This window comes from Streptomyces sp. NPDC051909 (assembly GCF_040681095.1).
In the GTDB taxonomy this organism is placed as follows: domain Bacteria; phylum Actinomycetota; class Actinomycetes; order Streptomycetales; family Streptomycetaceae; genus Streptomyces.
The window spans coordinates 84,991-99,633 of record NZ_JBFAYA010000007.1 but is presented as its reverse complement, the minus strand read 5'-3'; the positions used below and the strand labels follow the sequence as shown (position 1 = coordinate 99,633).

Below are 14,643 nucleotides of genomic sequence, written 5' to 3'. Positions count from 1 at the left end.
GCTCAGGCCTCCCTGCTCAAGCGACCTTGCTCGGGCCTCCCTGCTCAGGCCATCTTGACCTGAAGCTCCTTGATGCCGTTGAGCCAGGCCGCCCGCAGCCGGCGCGGGTCGGCGGCGAGGGTGAGGTCGGGCAGTTCGTCCGCCAGGGCGTCGAAGATCAGCTCGATCTCCTTGATGGCGAGGGACTTGCCGAGGCAGAAGTGGGGTCCGCCGCCGCCGAAGCCGAGGTGCGGGTTGGGGTCGCGGGTGATGTCGAAGACCTCGGGACTCTCGAAGACCTCGGGGTCGTAGTTGGCGGAGGAGTAGAAGAGGCCGACGCGGTCGCCCTTCCTGATCTTCTGGCCACCGAGTTCGGTGTCCTGGGTGGCGGTGCGCTGGAACGAGACGACCGGGGTGGCCCAGCGGACGATCTCCTCGGCGGCGGTGGCCGGGCGCTCCGCCTTGTACAGCTCCCACTGCCCGGGGTGGGTGAGGAAGGCGTGCATGCCGTGGCTGATGGCGTTGCGGGTGGTCTCGTTGCCGGCGACGGCGAGCAGCAGCACGAAGAAGCCGAACTCGTCGGAGGACAGGTTGCCCTGGCCCTCGGCGGCGACGAGCTGGGACACGATGTCCTTGGCGGGACACTCCTTGCGGGCGGCGGCGAGGTTCATCGAGTAGCCGATGAGCTCCATGGCGGCCTCGGCGCCGATCTCCTCGGTGATGGCGTACTCGGGGTCGTCGTACGCGACCATCTTGTTCGACCAGTCGAAGATCCGGGCCCGGTCCTCCTGCGGTACGCCGATGAGTTCGGCGATGGCCTGCAACGGGAGTTCGACGGCGACCCGGGTGACGAAGTCGAAGGCGCCGTCCGAACCGGGCGCCGCCGCGGCCGCCTTGGCCTCGGCGACGATGGCGCGGGCCCGGTCGCGCAGCGCGGTCTCCAGGCTGCGGATGGCGCGCGGGGTGAAGCCGCGCTGGACGATCTGGCGGACCCGGCTGTGCTCGGGCGGGTCCATGTTGAGCATGATCAGCTTCTGGACCTCGATCTGGTCGCGGTTGATGTGCTCGTTGAAGCGGATGACCGCGGTGTTCTCGTTGGAGGAGAACAACTCCGGGTGCGTGGAGACGTATTTGACGTCGGAGTGCCGGGTCACGGCCCAGTAGCCCGTGTCGGCGAACCCGGTGACGCCGGGGGGCTGGGCGCACCACCAGACCGGAGCGGTCTGCCTCAGCTGTGCGAACTCGGGGTACGGGACGCGGCTTTGGAGCAGATCGGGGTCGGTGGCGTCGAACCCTTCGGGGAGATGGGGGCAGGGCATCGGCAACACGCTCCCTTGTCTGGCCATGACGGCCGGCCTTGTCCGGCCTTGTCCGGCCTTGGCTGGCCACTGTCTGACGGACCATCAGAAGATGCCGGGAAAGGTAGTAACGAGTTCTACAAGTCGCAAGAGAAGGAGGGGGAACTGTTGCGTCCCGGACCCTTGCGTACCGGCGGTAGCAGTCATAAGACTGCACTCGGAACTAGAACGCGTACTAGTTCTACGTGACGTCGACCGGCCGGGGTGCCGGGACACCCCAGCCCGGGCGAGGAGAGGACGAGCTCACATGGCCGCGGAACCCGTCATCGTCGAAGCCGTACGCACCCCCATCGGCAGGCGCGGAGGCGCCCTCGCCAACCTCCATCCCGCCTACCTCCTCGGGGAGACCTACCGCGAACTCCTCGGCCGCACCGGCATCCCCGCCGACTGCGTCGAGCAGATCGTCGGCGGCACGGTCACCCACGCCGGCGAGCAGTCCATGAACCCGGCCCGCACGGCCTGGCTCACCATGGGTCTCCCGTACGAGACCGCCGCCACCACCGTCGACTGCCAGTGCGGCTCCTCCCAGCAGGCCAGCCACATGGTCGCCAACATGGTCGCCGCAGGCGTGATCGACATCGGGATCAGCTGCGGCGTCGAGGCGATGTCCCGCGTCCCGCTCGGCTCCGGGTCCAAGCACGGCCCCGGCAAGCCCTGGCCCGACGAGTGGAACGTCGACCTGCCCAACCAGTTCGAGGCCGCCGAGCGCATCGCCCGCCGCCGTGGGCTGACCCGCGAGCGCGTCGACTCCCTCGGGCTGCTCTCCCAGGAGCGCGCCGCCACCGCCTGGGCCGAGGAGCGCTTCAAGCGCGAGACCTTCGCCGTCCAGGTCCCGACGACGGAGGAGGAGCAGCACGCCGGCCAGGGCATGTGGCGGCTCGTCGACCGGGACGAGGGGCTGCGCGACTCCACGATGGAGGTCCTGGGCGGGCTCAAGCCGGTCATGCCGACCGCCATCCACACCGCCGGGAACTCCTCCCAGATCTCCGACGGCGCCAGCGCGCTCCTGTGGGCCTCCAAGCGGATGGCCCGCGCGCTCAAGCTGCGCCCGCGGGCCCGGATCGTCGCCCAGGCCCTGGTCGGCGCCGACCCGCACTACCACCTCGACGGGCCGATCGACGCGACCCGGGCGGTGCTCGGCAAGGCCGGGATGTCGCTGAAGGACATCGACCTGGTGGAGATCAACGAGGCCTTCGCGTCCGTGGTGCTCAGCTGGGCGCAGGTCTTCGACCAGGATCTGGAGAAGGTCAACGTCAACGGCGGGGCCATCGCCCTCGGGCACCCGGTGGGCGCCACCGGGGCGCGGCTGATCGCCACGGCGCTGCACGAGCTGGAACGTACGGACAGGGAATTCGCGCTGATCACGATGTGCGCGGGCGGGGCGCTGGCGACGGGCACGATCATCCAGCGCCTGTAGGGGCGCGCGGTACGGCCCCGGGCCGTCCGGGTCCGGAAACGCCGCAGGCCCCGATTCCTCCGCTGAGGGAGGACGGGGCCTTGCTGCGATGCGCTGGGTGCGGTGCTACCGGGTCGGCTTAGTACCAGCCGTGGGACTGCCAGAAGGACCAGGCGCCGTTCGGGGAGCCGTAGCGCTCGTTCATGTACTCCAGGCCCCACTTGATCTGGGTGGCCGGGTTGGTCTTCCAGTCGGCACCGGCGGAGGACATCTTGGAGCCGGGCAGGGCCTGGACCAGGCCGTAGGCGCCGCTGGACGAGTTGGTGGCGGTGTGGTTCCAGCCGGACTCGTGCTCCACGATCTTGCTGAAGGACGCGAACTGCGACGGCGGCACGATCTGTCGGGCGATCTCCTGCGGGGTGGCGGCCGAGGCCGAACCCGTGCTGCCGAGCACCGCGCCCGAGGCGCCCAGAAGGAGGGCGGCGGAGACGGCGAAGGTCTTCTTGCGGGAGGCGGCGCGAGTGGCGATCGAGCGGAACAAAGCGTCATACCTAACGTCGGGGGCAAAGGTCGCGCCGGGCGATTTCGGCATGCCGGAACCAGAGCCCGGAGAACCGGGAACTGGTGGGGAACCGGCCTGCCTGGTGTGGTCTGCCGTGATGCCCTGGGCGAGAGGCCCTGAGCACCGGCTGCCTGGCGACGTCCACTACAGAAACAAATCCGGCGGGGCGGTGCAATGACCCCCGGTACGAGGAAGGTTCGGACGTGGCCGGAGAGACCCGGGCCGGAGGACCCGCGCCCGGAAGTGCCGTGAGTGCCCTGTTTGCGGGGCTCGCGCCTGTCTTTGGGGTGATTCGAGAGGCCTGTCCGGGCCTACTATTCCACCTCGTACGTGACCTGGGTCCTATGAGGCGCCTCACCCCGGGGGCCCGTTCCGGGGCCCTCGAATGTGACCTGGGCCTCGAAGTTCGCGCGCCGCGTGGCCCGCCGCAGGGCCCGGAGGAGGGCGCCGCCGACCGTCATCGTGAGGACGACGGTGAGCACGGCCCGGCCGAGGTCCCAGCCGAGGGAGGTGGCGATCACGTACGCCAGGAAGCGCACCAGGTTCTCCTGCACCGGCTCGCCCGGCTGGAAGGAGACGGCCTGGTCCATGCCGCCGACGGTCACCCACCCGTACAGATTCGTGACCGTGCCGTACGCGAAGGCCGCCACGAAGCCGTACGCGGCGAGCAGCACCAGCTCACGCCGCCCCCGCAGCCGGTCCGGGCCCGGCAGCAGGCCCGCGCCCATCGCGAACCAGCCCATCGCCAGCATCTGCGTCGGCATCCAGGGCCCGACACCGCCCGTGAGCAGGGCGGACGCGAACATCGTCACCGCGCCGAGGACGAAGCCGAAGCCCGGGCCGAGGACCCGGCCGCTCAGCACCATCAGGAAGAACATCGGCTCCAGACCGGCGGTCCCCGCTCCGATCGGCCGCAGCGCCGCCCCGACGGCGGCGAGCACCCCCAGCATCGCCACGGCCTTCGCGTCCATGCCGCAGTCGGCGATCGTGGCCACGACGACCGCGATGAGGAGGGGCAGGACGAGGGCGAAGAGCCAGGGGGCGTCCGCGGCGTGGTCGGTGACGGCCGAGCCCGCGTCGGCGAACAGCGGCCAGCCGATGCCGACGAGACCCACGAACGAGACCAGGAGGAGGGCGGCGACCGAGCGGGGCCCGAGCCGGATGGGGCGGGACGTCATGCGCGCAGCGCCTCCTCGACCTGCTCGACCGTGAGCCACGGCTCCGGCGCGAGCACCTTCGCGACCTGCGGCGAGAACGCCGGCGACGACACCACGACCTCGGCCGTCGGCCCGTCCGCGACCACCTCGCCGCCCGCCACGATCACCACCCGGTGCGCCAGCTCCGCCGCCAGCTCCACGTCGTGCGTGGCAAGGACGATCGCGTGCCCCTCGGCGGCGAGCGCCCGCAGCCGGTGCACCAGGCGCGCCTTCGCCGCGTAGTCCAGACCGCGGGTCGGCTCGTCGAGGAGGAGCAGGGGCGGGCGCGCGGTCAGCACGACGGCGAGCGCGAGGGCGAGCCGCTGGCCCTCGGACAGGTCCCGCGGGTGCGTCTCGTCCGCGACCCCCGGCAACAGCTCCGACACCAGCTCCCGGCAGCTCCCGGGCGCCGCGCCCGCGTCGGCGTCCGCGGCCGCGCACTCGGCGGCGACGGTGTCCGCGTACAGCAGATCCCGCGGCTCCTGCGGTACGAGCCCGACATGGCGGATCAGCCGGCGCGGGTCCGTGGCGTGCGGGGTCAGTCCCGCGACCCGCACGGTCCCGGAGACGGGCGTGATCGTCCCCACGAGCGTCCCGAGCAGGGTCGACTTCCCGGCGCCGTTGCGCCCCATGAGCGCGACGGTCTCGCCGGCGGCGACCTGGAGGGTGACGTGGCGGAGGGCGTCGACGCGGGCGCGGCGGACGGCGAGACGGCGGATGTCGACGAGGGGGGTGGGGGCCGGGTCGGTGGGGGTGGCCGGTGCGGGTTCGGTGCGGCGCCGCTTGAACAGGGAGATTCCCCCACCCCGCCCCATCCCGGCTGTGACATATGCGGCTCCGCCGCGTGAGGGGGCGCTGCCCCCGGACCCCCGCGCCTCAAACGCCGGCGGGGCTGGATTTCCAGGCGCACCCGGCACCCGACCCGCAAGCCGCTCCTTCAGCGGCCCCGCCACCCTCCGCGCGTCCCGGACCGTCAGCGGCAGCGGCGACCAGCCCGCCGCGCGGCCGAGGGCGACGACCGGCGGGTGGATGGCGGAGGCGGCCATCATCTCCGCGGGCGGGCCCATGACGCCCTCCGGAAGGAGCAGCACGCGGTCCGCGTACTGGACCACGCGCTCCAGGCGGTGCTCCGCCAGGAGGACCGTCGTGCCCAGGTCGTGGACCAGGCGCTGGAGGACCGCGAGGACGTCCTCCGCCGCCGAGGGGTCGAGGGCCGAGGTCGGTTCGTCGAGGACGAGGACCTTGGGGTGCGGGGTGAGGACGGAGCCGATGGCGACGCGCTGCTGCTGGCCGCCGGACAGGGTGGCGATCGGCCGGTCGCGGAGCTCCGCGAGGCCCAGCAGATCCAGCGTCTCCTCGACGCGGCGCCGCATCACCGACGGGGCCAGGCCCAGGGACTCCATGCCGTAGGCGAGCTCGTCCTCGACCGTGTCGGTGACGAAGTGGGCCAGTGGGTCCTGGCCCACCGTGCCCACCACGTCCGCCAGCTCACGCGGCGGATGCGTGCGCGTGTCGCGCCCGCCGACCGTCACCCGGCCCCGCAGCGTGCCGCCCGTGAAGTGCGGGACGAGGCCGGACACCGCCCCGAGCAGGGTGGACTTGCCGACGCCCGACGGGCCGACGAGGAGCACCAGCTCGCCCTCGGGCACCGTCAGGTCCAGGTCCTTGAGCGTGGGCGCGGACTCGCCGTCGTACGTCACCGAGACGTTCTCGAAACGGATCACGGACGCGCACTCTCCTCCGGCACCGGGGCCACGAAGGCGGGCAGCAGGCCCACCAGCACAGACAGCGCCGGCCACACCGGCAGCTCGGGCGCCTCCAGCGGTACGACCCCGGGGCGCATCGCCCCGGGCACCGCCGCGCCCGTCCAGATCACCAGGGCGGCCACCGCGACGCCCGAGCCCGCGACCAGCCACGCCCGTGCGCCCCACCGGTCCGGCCGGTAGCGGGTGCGGACGGTGCGCCGGCCGCCGAGCCGCAGGCCCGCGACCGCCGCGGCGAGGCCCGCCACCAGCAGCGGCAGGCCGTAACCCGCGCCCTGCGCGGCCAGCAGGCCGTACGATCCGGCGCACACCCCGAGCAGCCCGCCCAGGGTGAGGACGTCGGTGGTGCGCCGCACCGCCGCAGGCACGCTCGCCGTACGCCCGTACCCCCGCGCGTCCATCGACGCCGCCACCGCCACCGACCGTTCGAGGGCGCCCTCGAGCACCGGCAGGCCGATCTGGAGCAGCGCCCGCACCCCGCCGGTGGGCCGCCCGCGCAGCCGACGGGCCGTGCGCAGCCGCACCACGTCCGCGACCAGGTTCGGCGCGAAGGTCATCGCGACGACCACGGCGACCCCGACCTCGTACAGCGCCCCCGGCAGCGACTTGAGCAGCCGCGACGGGTTGGCCAGTGCGTTCGCCGCGCCCACGCAGATCAGCAGGACCGCCAGCTTCAGCCCCTCGTACAGCGCGAACACCAGCTGCTCGGCGGTCACCCGGCCGCCGATCCGGATGCCCTGCGCCCAGTCCGGGAGCGGCACCTCGGGCAGCGTGAACAGCTCGTACGTGCCGGGGATCGGCGATCCCAGGAGCAGGGAGAAGAGGACCCGGATGCCGACGACCGCCAGACCCAGCTTCACGAACGCGCCGTACGAGCGGGACCACGGCGCGTCGGTGCGGCGCGCGGCCACCACGTAACCCGCGACGCCGACGATCATTCCGAGCAGCAGCGGATTGGTGGTGCGGGAGGCAGCGACGGCGAGGCCGAGCGCCCAGAGCCACCAGGCACCGGGGTGCAGTGCGTTCGCCCGGTCGGCGATCGGCGCGCGCAGGCGCGCGACGAGGCCGCTTCCCGGGGATCCCGCCGGGGTCATCCGCGCCGGCGGCGGGCCTGCCAGACACCCGCCGCGCCGAGCAGCAGCACCGCGGCGCCGCCCGCGACGAGACCCACGGACGGGCCGCCGGAGTCCTCGGTGCCGCCCGCCCGCGGCGCCCCGGTCGCCTGCGGCGCGGCAGAGCCGGTCGGCTGGGCGGAGCCGGTCGGCTGCTCCTCCGGCAGCGCGACCTGCTCGCCGCAGCCCTGCTCCGGGTACCCGGAGATGCCGCACAGCATCGCGTTCGCGTCGTAGCGCAGCGGCTTGGCGACGGCCGCCAGCGCCTCCGCCGCGGTGGCGTCCTCCCGTACCTGCGGGCAGTCGGTGCGCAGCGCCGGGGCCGGCGGCTGCTCGCCGGCCGGGGCGTCCACGGGGCGGCCGAAGTCGATGACGACGGCGATCCGCTTCGTACCGGCCTTCGGCTCGACGCCCGCGCAGATCCGGGTGAAGTCGGGGACGGCGGAGGGGCGGGTCGCGTCGGAGGCGTCACGGCTGACGGCGAAGCGGAAGCCGACCGTGTCGCCGTCGGCGGGCCGGGCGGTCGCCGGGCCCTGGGTGGCGTACGTCCAGTTCGTGCCCTGGTTCTCCCAGAAGGACCAGTAGCGGTAGCCGGACCCGGCGGCCTGGGCCGGGACGGCGGCGGCCGCCGCCACGATCGCGGCGCCGACCCCCGCGACGAGCCCGGTCCGGACCCGCCCGCTTCCGCTGCTCACGGCGTCCGTCCTCACTTCTTGTTGCGGCCGCTGAGCAGGAAGCCGATGCCGACGCCGACCACCATGCCGATGCCGATGATCCACCACAGGTCGAAGCCGCCCTCGTCCTCGGCGGCGCCCGCGGACGCCTTCGAGTTGTCGGGCGCCTTCGGGGCGGGGCCGGTGGCGTTCAGCTGCTCCAGGAGGTCGGTGCTGCCGAAGCTGCGCGGATCCGTGTCCATCGCGTGCGCGGCGAAGACCAGCTGGGCGTAGGCGGCGGGGCCGGCGCCCTTGGCCCAGGCCGCGGCGTTCTTCTCCAGCCAGGCGAGGGAGCCGGTGGCCTCCTTCTTCGCCCCGGCGGCGGCGAGCGCCACGACGGCGTCGGCGGTGTTGCCGTAGTCGGGCAGCTCGGCGGTCCCGGCCGCGGCGCCGGGCATCGGCGGGGTGTTCAGGTGGCCGGTCCCGGCGAGCTGCGCGGCGAGGTAGGAGGCGCCGTTGAGGGCGGCCCGCTCGGCGGTCGGCTTCGGCAGGTCGGTGCAGGTCGGCTGCTGCTCGGGCTGCGCGCCGCGCGCGGTGATGCCCTTGCCGAGGCCGGCGAGGGTCGCGGCGGCCGTCGCGTCGGCGTTCGCGAGGAGCTTGCCGGTCTTGTCGGGCTGGTAGGCGAAGGCTCCCGCGCCGCCGTCCTTCGCGGTGCAGGGGAGGGCGAAGGTGAGCAGCGCGTCGTACGGGTTCTTGCCGGCCGCGGACTTCACGTTCGCGGGCTGTGCACCGGTGACGACGAGCGCGTTGACGACGATCGCGGTGGAGTTGGCGTCGCTGGGGCCGCCGGGGGTGAAGCTCCAGCCGCCGTCCTCGTTCTGCACGCTCTTGAGCCAGGCCGCGCCCGCCCGCGCGACCTTGGCGACCTCGGCCGGGTCGGCCGACTGGCGCTCGACGGCGCCGAGCGCCTGTACGGCGACGGCGGTGGCGTTGCTGTCCAGCATGGTCGTGGCGTCGCAGGCCTTGGCCGGATCGGGGCGGTACGAGGCGAAGGCGCCGTTCGCGCACTGCTGGCCCAGCAGCCAGTCGACGGACTGGTCGGCGGGCTGGATGCCGGAGCTGCGCTGGGCGAGGAAGGCCAGCGACTGGCGCCAGACGCCGTCGTAGGTGGGGTCGGTCGTGCCGTACAGCCCGGCCGGGATCTTGACGGGGGAGGGGGTGGGCGAGGGCGCGGCGGCGGCCACTCCGGCGGCGGTGGTGCTGAGCACGGCACCGGCCGCGAGTGCGGCGGCGGCGCGGCGAACGCTGATCATGTGTCCCTCTCCTGCGGGCACCGGACACCGGCACCCCGGGGGGCCAGCCTCCGGCGCCGTATTCCTCGACGGTGCCGGCGCTCACGTCCCGTACCGGGCGTTCCGACTCACCGCCTGGGACGGCGGCTCACGGCTGCGGGTCAGTGCCGGATTCCCACCGGCTTCCCCCTGTACGGGCATGACGACGACCGCCCACTTTACCGGCCGGGCGCTTCCCGCTCCCGGAGCCGTACGTCACACCGCCGCCGTGCGTCACACGGCTACGTACTCCACCGGGTCCGTCCCCGGCACCGCCTCCGCCCGGCCGAGCTTCACCAGGCGCCGGACGTGCGCCTCGGCCTCGCTGACGGCGATGTTGCGGGAGCCGTACGGGATGCGGTCCCAGGGGCGGTTCCACTCCATGCGCTCGGCGAGCTGCCAGGGGGTGAGGGGCGTGGCGAGGAGGGTGAGCAGGCCGGTGAGACGTTCCTCGTGGTGGTCGAGGAGTTCGCGGACCCGGCCGGCGGCGTCGGCGAAGGCGTGCTGATGGGCCGGGAGGACCTCGGCGACGCCGAGCCGGCCGATGCGTTCGAGGGAGTCGAGGTAGTCGCCGAGCGGGTCGGTCGCGGTGGCGTCGTCGGGGTCCTCGTACAGGCCGATGTGCGGGCTGATCCCGGGGAGGAGGTGGTCGCCGGAGAAGAGCCGGCCGTGGCCCGGCAGGCCCGCGGGGTGGTCCTCCTCCAGATGGAGGCAGACATGGCCGGGGGTGTGGCCGGGTGTCCACACGGCGCGGAGCCGGCGTCCGGCCAGGTCGAGCAGTTCGCCGGGGACGATCTCCCGGTCGGGCAGCGCGGACCGCAGCCCGGGGAGGGTGCGCATCCGCCCGCGGGCGGCGCGGGCGGCGCGCAGCGGCGCGAGATGCTCCTCGGGGGCGCCGACGGCGGTGAGCTTGCGGGCCAGGTAGTCGAGCCAGGTGCCGGGCTCGGACTCGCGGGTGCGGCGGACGACGGCGATGTCGGCGGCGTGCATGGCGATCCAGGCGCCGGACGCCTCGCGCACCGCGCCGGACAGGCCGTGGTGGTCGGGGTGGTGGTGGGTGACGACCACCCCGTGCACGTCGGCGGGGGAGAGCCCGAGCGTGCCGAGCCCGGTGGTGAGCTCGGCCCAGGACGCGGGGTCGTCCCACCCGGTGTCGACGAGCACGGGTCCGCGGTCGGTGTCGACGACGTGCACCAGGGTGTGCCCGAGGGGGTTGTCGGGGATGGGCACCCGCAGGGACCAGACGCCCCCGCCGTGGGCGAGCACCTGCTCGCCGGACTGCGGCTCGGACTGGGACTGGGGCTGTGGCTCGGATTCCGGCTCGGGCTCGGTCATGGGGCCTCATCTCTCCACGACGGTACGGAGCTTGGTTGACCGAGGCCACTATAACGAGAGCTGACGTCCCGTCAGCCAGTCCCGGGTCTCGAGTCTGGTCAAGCAGAACTAGAACTGGTATCAGTTCTGAAACACAGTCAGATTCCGGAGTCGGCGTGCGGCCCCCAGGGAGGCAGTCGGTCATGACCGAGCTTGTGGAGCACGGAAAACTGTTCATCGGCGGCGAGTTGACCGACCCGCTCGGCAGCGACGTCATCGAGGTGATCTCCCCGCACACCGAGGAGGTCGTCGGACGCGTCCCGCACGCCTCCGAGGCCGATGTCGACCGGGCCGTCGCCGCCGCGCGGCGGGCCTTCGACGAGGGGCCGTGGCCGCGTACGACCCTGGAGGAGCGGATCGAGGTCGTCTCGCGGATCAAGGACGCCATCGCCGTCCGCCACGAGGAGATCGCCCGCTCCATCAGCGCGCAGAACGGCTCGCCCTACTCCTGGTCCGTCCTCGCCCAGGCGCTCGGCGCGATGATGGTGTGGGACTCCGCGATCACGGTCGCGCGGCAGTACGCGTACGAGGAGCGGCGCCCCGGCGTCCTCGGGCCGCTGCTCGTACGGCGCGAACCGGTCGGGGTGGTCGCGGCCGTCGTGCCGTGGAACGTGCCGCAGTTCACCGCCGCCGCCAAGCTCGGGCCCGCGCTGCTCGCCGGCTGCACCGTGGTCCTCAAGCCCTCGCCGGAGTCGCCGCTCGACTCGTACATCCTCGGCGAGATCGCGGCCGATGCCGGGCTCCCGGCGGGGGTCCTGTCCATCCTCCCCGCGGACCGCGAGGTCAGCGAGTACCTGGTCGGGCACCCCGGCGTCGACAAGGTCTCCTTCACCGGCTCGGTCGCGGCCGGTAAGCGCGTGATGGAGGTCGCGTCCCGCAACCTCACCCGGGTCACCCTCGAACTCGGCGGCAAGTCCGCCGCCGTCGTCCTGCCGGACGCCGACCTGGCGGCGGCCGTCGCCGGCATCGTCCCGGCCGCCTGGATGAACAACGGGCAGGCCTGCGTGGCCCAGACCCGCATCCTCGCCCCCCGCTCCCGCTACGAGGAGATCGCCGAGGCCCTCGCCGCGGCGGCCGGCGCGCTCGTCGTCGGCGACCCGCTCGACCCGGCCACCCAGGTCGGCCCGCTGGTCGCCCGGCGCCAGCAGCGGCGCTCCCTCGACTACATCGGCATCGGCCAGGCCGAGGGCGCCAAGGTGCTCACCGGCGGCGGCCGCCCGGCCGGTCTGGAGCGCGGCTGGTACGTGGAGCCGACGCTCTTCGGCGGCGTCGACAACTCGATGCGGATCGCCCGCGAGGAGATCTTCGGGCCGGTCATCTGCCTTCTCCCGTACGGGGACGAGGACGAGGCGCTGCGGATCGCGAACGACTCCGACTTCGGCCTGTCCGGCAGCGTCTGGACCGGCGACGTCGAGCACGGCATCGACTTCGCCCGCAAGGTCCGCACCGGCACCTTCAACGTCAACACCTTCAGCCTCGACATGCTCGGCCCCTTCGGCGGCTACAAGAACAGCGGCCTGGGACGGGAGTTCGGCCCCGAGGGCCTGTCCGAGTACCTGGAGCACAAGATGATCCACCTCCCGGCCGGGTACGGGGAGGCGTGATGGGCGACCGCTGGCACGTGGAGGTCGACCGCGGCGTCTGCATCGGTTCCGGTATGTGCGTCAACCACGCCCCGGACGGCTTCCGCCTCGACACCGCCCGCCAGTCCCACCCGCGCGAGCCCGAGTCGGACGCGAACGAGAAGGTCCTGGCGGCGGCGGAGGGCTGCCCGGTGGAGGCGATCACGATCACCCTCGCGGACGGCGGGGAGCCGATATTCCCTCCCGAGGAGTAGCGGAGCCGTGGAACACTCCTCCCTCGATCACGAGGGGCGCTCGGCCCCCCGTGACCAGGGAGGGGATCGTCTGTGAAGGGGACTGTGACAGGGCGCGCCGCGGTGGCCGCCGCGACCGTGACGGTCGTGCTGCTCGGCGCGGCGGGCTGCGGCACGGGCGACACCAAGGCCGGCGCCCCGGCCTCGGCATCGCCCGCCGACACCAGGCCGTTCACCAAGGACGGGATGCGGGCGGAGCTCGACGCCACGGCCAAGGACGCCGGGGCACCGCCCATGGACCCGGACGTGGCCGAGTTGGAGCGGAGGCACGCTCGGGCCGGTTCGCCGGCGGCGTGCGTGGTCAGGTACCGGGGCTACGGCACGGACGACGAGCCGCTCGACCTCGGTCGCTTCGATGCGACGGTGGACGAACTCCGCGAGCGCGGCTGGCAGCAGGCGGGCGAGCGGAGGGAGCGCAAGGACGCGGACGGAGCGGTCGGCGAGGTCCGGCAGGTGTTCAAGAACCGCGGCTGGACCCTGGTGGCGGAGTTCCGAGGCATCCCGGAGCCCGGGTACATCAACCTCGCGGCCGGGGAGGACACCTGCGTCCAGGTGAGAACCGATAGGTAGGGCTTCCCTTATGCAAAACTACTGCCTTGAACACGGGGGCAAGAAGCCTTCGTCCGCACGCGTTTGGGAGAATTGTGCGCAAGGCGAAGATGGTGGCCGCGGCTGCCGGTGTGTTGCTGCTGGTCGCGGGCTGCGGGAGCAACGGCGGGTCGGACAAGGGCGGTTCGGGCGGCTCGTCGTCCTCGGCGGGCTCGGCGTCCGCCGGGGCGGCCGGCGGTTCGGGCTCGGACGGCGGCGAGGCGCTGTCGGCGGACGACGTGAAGCAGGAGATCGAGACCGCCGCGACCGGCGCCGGCCTCCAGCAGGACAGCACCGCGGACCAGGTGCCGCCCGGCACCGAGCAGTGCATGGTCGTGTGGAACGCCGACGGCAAGAAGGCCGCCGACCCGAAGAAGTCCTACGACGAGACGGTCGCCGCCCTCGGCAAGGAGGGCTGGCGGACCGGCCAGAGCATCGACCAGGCCGGCACCACCATCAAGAGCCTCGACAAGGGCACGTGGATGCTGAAGGCGCACAACATGGGCGCGCTCAAGCTGGTCATGTTCATCGCGACCGACGCCAAGCCCGCCTGTGCCGAGGCGCTCAAGTCCGCGGGCCCGCCGAAGACCTCCTGAACCCGCCGCTCTCAGCCGCGCCCGCGCGCCGGCCCCTTCGCGGGCCCGGCCGCGGGCGCGGTCAGGTCGATCAGCCGGCAGACCGTCTCGATGTCGATCTTCACCTGTGCGATCGACGCCCGTCCCGACAGCCAGGTGATCAGCGCCGAGTGCCAGGTGTGCTCGATCACCCGCACCGCCGACAGCTGCTCCGGCGTCGGGTGCTCGGTCCCCATCGCGTCCAGGATGATCGCGGTGGTCAGCCGCGAGACCGTGTCCACCTCGGGGCTCACGCTGCGGTCCGCGAAGGTCAGCGCCCGCACCATGGCGTCGGCGAGCTGCGGCTCGCGCTGCAGCGCCCGGAAGGCCCGCATCAGCGTCTCGGCCACCCGCTGCGCCGCGTCGTCGCCGGCCGGCGGGCGCTTGCGCAGGGTCGTGTGCATGTGCTGGAGCTGGTCCTGCATGGTGGCGACAAGCAGATGGATCTTGGACGGGAAGTAGCGGTAGAGCGTGCCGAGGGCCACTCCGGCCGCCTCCGCGACCTCCCGCATCTGTACGGCGTCGAAGCCGCCCCGCCCGGCCAGCTGCGCACTGGCGCCCAGGATGCGTCGGCGACGGGCCTCCTGGCGTTCGGTCAGGGGCGGCGACGCAGGTCTGTCTTCCACGCTCATGAGGTCCCGTTCCGTGCGGCTTCCGTTCGGTGGGGGAGCGACAGTATGGCCGTGCGGCCGCCGTGGCGCGAATCACCTGTTCCGGATCTCACCACGGAGCTACCTGCCGGTAGATTCTGTGCTCCTCGAAGGATCGAGAACGATCAAGTCTGTAACTTGTTCTAGATTAGCGCGGGCGGTTACGCTCCCGCGAAAAGCACGCTCGAAGG

General features: G+C 73.0%; 14 protein-coding genes and 1 riboswitch. Of the genes, 5 read left to right on the top strand and 9 right to left on the bottom strand.

Features of this window, described 5'->3' with window-relative positions; translation table 11 throughout:
- Positions 1 to 44 precede the first annotated feature (44 nt).
- Positions 45 to 1,298 (bottom strand): cytochrome P450, encoded by a 1,254-nt coding sequence (locus AB0M18_RS13355; RefSeq protein ID WP_365757171.1) that lies wholly within the window; start codon positions 1,296 to 1,298, stop codon positions 45 to 47.
- A gap of 286 nt (positions 1,299 to 1,584) precedes the next feature.
- Here AB0M18_RS13355 and AB0M18_RS13350 point away from each other — a divergent pair, with 286 nt between their 5' ends.
- Positions 1,585 to 2,754 carry a steroid 3-ketoacyl-CoA thiolase gene (locus AB0M18_RS13350; protein WP_365757169.1) on the top strand — a complete coding sequence of 390 codons (1,170 nt, stop codon included), beginning with the start codon at positions 1,585 to 1,587 and terminating at the stop codon, positions 2,752 to 2,754.
- Positions 2,755 to 2,872: 118 nt separating this feature from the next.
- Here the strand turns inward: AB0M18_RS13350 and AB0M18_RS13345 are convergent, their stop codons facing one another.
- The 7 genes from AB0M18_RS13345 to AB0M18_RS13315 all read right to left on the bottom strand — a co-directional run bounded on the left by AB0M18_RS13345 (position 2,873) and on the right by AB0M18_RS13315 (position 10,685).
- Positions 2,873 to 3,274, bottom strand: a complete 402-nt coding sequence (locus AB0M18_RS13345; protein ID WP_365757167.1) for a transglycosylase SLT domain-containing protein — start codon at positions 3,272 to 3,274, stop codon at positions 2,873 to 2,875.
- A 335-nt stretch (positions 3,275 to 3,609) separates the two neighbouring features.
- On the bottom strand, positions 3,610 to 4,473 hold the full coding sequence (locus AB0M18_RS13340; RefSeq protein ID WP_365757165.1) for an ECF transporter S component: 864 nt from the start codon (positions 4,471 to 4,473) through the stop codon (positions 3,610 to 3,612).
- A complete protein-coding gene (locus tag AB0M18_RS13335) occupies positions 4,470 to 6,215 on the bottom strand; it encodes an ATP-binding cassette domain-containing protein (RefSeq protein ID WP_365757163.1) in 1,746 nt (581 codons plus the stop codon). Before AB0M18_RS13335 ends, AB0M18_RS13340 begins: the two co-directional genes overlap by 4 nt.
- Entirely contained in the window at positions 6,212 to 7,348 is a 1,137-nt protein-coding gene (locus tag AB0M18_RS13330; protein ID WP_365757161.1) for an energy-coupling factor transporter transmembrane component T, read from the bottom strand. The genes AB0M18_RS13335 and AB0M18_RS13330 overlap by 4 nt, the downstream gene beginning before the upstream one ends.
- On the bottom strand, positions 7,345 to 8,004 hold the full coding sequence (locus AB0M18_RS13325) for an SCO2322 family protein (protein WP_365757622.1): 660 nt from the start codon (positions 8,002 to 8,004) through the stop codon (positions 7,345 to 7,347). The genes AB0M18_RS13330 and AB0M18_RS13325 overlap by 4 nt, the downstream gene beginning before the upstream one ends.
- A gap of 68 nt (positions 8,005 to 8,072) precedes the next feature.
- The gene (locus AB0M18_RS13320) at positions 8,073 to 9,329 is read right to left on the bottom strand and encodes a prenyltransferase/squalene oxidase repeat-containing protein (RefSeq protein WP_365757620.1); all 1,257 of its coding nucleotides are present in this window, start codon (positions 9,327 to 9,329) and stop codon (positions 8,073 to 8,075) included.
- 98 nt (positions 9,330 to 9,427) lie between these two features.
- A riboswitch (cobalamin riboswitch) is annotated at positions 9,428 to 9,502 on the bottom strand.
- Between the two features lie 82 nt (positions 9,503 to 9,584).
- Positions 9,585 to 10,685: an MBL fold metallo-hydrolase gene (locus tag AB0M18_RS13315; protein ID WP_365757159.1), complete on the bottom strand. Its 1,101-nt coding sequence runs from the start codon at positions 10,683 to 10,685 to the stop codon at positions 9,585 to 9,587.
- A 182-nt stretch (positions 10,686 to 10,867) separates the two neighbouring features.
- Here AB0M18_RS13315 and AB0M18_RS13310 point away from each other — a divergent pair, with 182 nt between their 5' ends.
- The 4 genes from AB0M18_RS13310 (at position 10,868) to AB0M18_RS13295 (ending at position 13,784) form a co-directional block, all read left to right on the top strand.
- Positions 10,868 to 12,328, top strand: coding sequence for an aldehyde dehydrogenase (locus tag AB0M18_RS13310; RefSeq protein WP_365757157.1), 1,461 nt, complete (start codon positions 10,868 to 10,870; stop codon positions 12,326 to 12,328).
- Complete coding sequence (locus tag AB0M18_RS13305; protein WP_365757155.1) at positions 12,328 to 12,561, top strand: ferredoxin; 234 nt, start codon at positions 12,328 to 12,330, stop codon at positions 12,559 to 12,561. The genes AB0M18_RS13310 and AB0M18_RS13305 overlap by 1 nt, the downstream gene beginning before the upstream one ends.
- Before the next feature lie 72 nt (positions 12,562 to 12,633).
- Entirely contained in the window at positions 12,634 to 13,170 is a 537-nt protein-coding gene (locus tag AB0M18_RS13300) for a hypothetical protein (RefSeq protein ID WP_365757153.1), read from the top strand.
- 74 nt (positions 13,171 to 13,244) lie between these two features.
- Positions 13,245 to 13,784, top strand: a complete 540-nt coding sequence (locus tag AB0M18_RS13295; protein WP_365757151.1) for a hypothetical protein — start codon at positions 13,245 to 13,247, stop codon at positions 13,782 to 13,784.
- A gap of 11 nt (positions 13,785 to 13,795) precedes the next feature.
- Here the strand turns inward: AB0M18_RS13295 and AB0M18_RS13290 are convergent, their stop codons facing one another.
- Complete coding sequence (locus AB0M18_RS13290; RefSeq protein ID WP_365757149.1) at positions 13,796 to 14,434, bottom strand: TetR family transcriptional regulator; 639 nt, start codon at positions 14,432 to 14,434, stop codon at positions 13,796 to 13,798.
- Positions 14,435 to 14,643: the final 209 nt, after the last annotated feature.

Coding starts and splice junctions, on each gene's coding strand:
- AB0M18_RS13330 (WP_365757161.1), bottom strand. CDS start 7,348: ATGACCCCGGCGGGATCCCCGGGAAGCGGCCTCGTCGCGCGCCTGCGC.
- AB0M18_RS13310 (WP_365757157.1), top strand. CDS start 10,868: ATGACCGAGCTTGTGGAGCACGGAAAACTGTTCATCGGCGGCGAGTTG.
- AB0M18_RS13355 (WP_365757171.1), bottom strand. CDS start 1,298: ATGCCCTGCCCCCATCTCCCCGAAGGGTTCGACGCCACCGACCCCGAT.
- AB0M18_RS13350 (WP_365757169.1), top strand. CDS start 1,585: ATGGCCGCGGAACCCGTCATCGTCGAAGCCGTACGCACCCCCATCGGC.
- AB0M18_RS13315 (WP_365757159.1), bottom strand. CDS start 10,685: ATGACCGAGCCCGAGCCGGAATCCGAGCCACAGCCCCAGTCCCAGTCC.
- AB0M18_RS13290 (WP_365757149.1), bottom strand. CDS start 14,434: ATGAGCGTGGAAGACAGACCTGCGTCGCCGCCCCTGACCGAACGCCAG.
- AB0M18_RS13305 (WP_365757155.1), top strand. CDS start 12,328: ATGGGCGACCGCTGGCACGTGGAGGTCGACCGCGGCGTCTGCATCGGT.
- AB0M18_RS13340 (WP_365757165.1), bottom strand. CDS start 4,473: ATGACGTCCCGCCCCATCCGGCTCGGGCCCCGCTCGGTCGCCGCCCTC.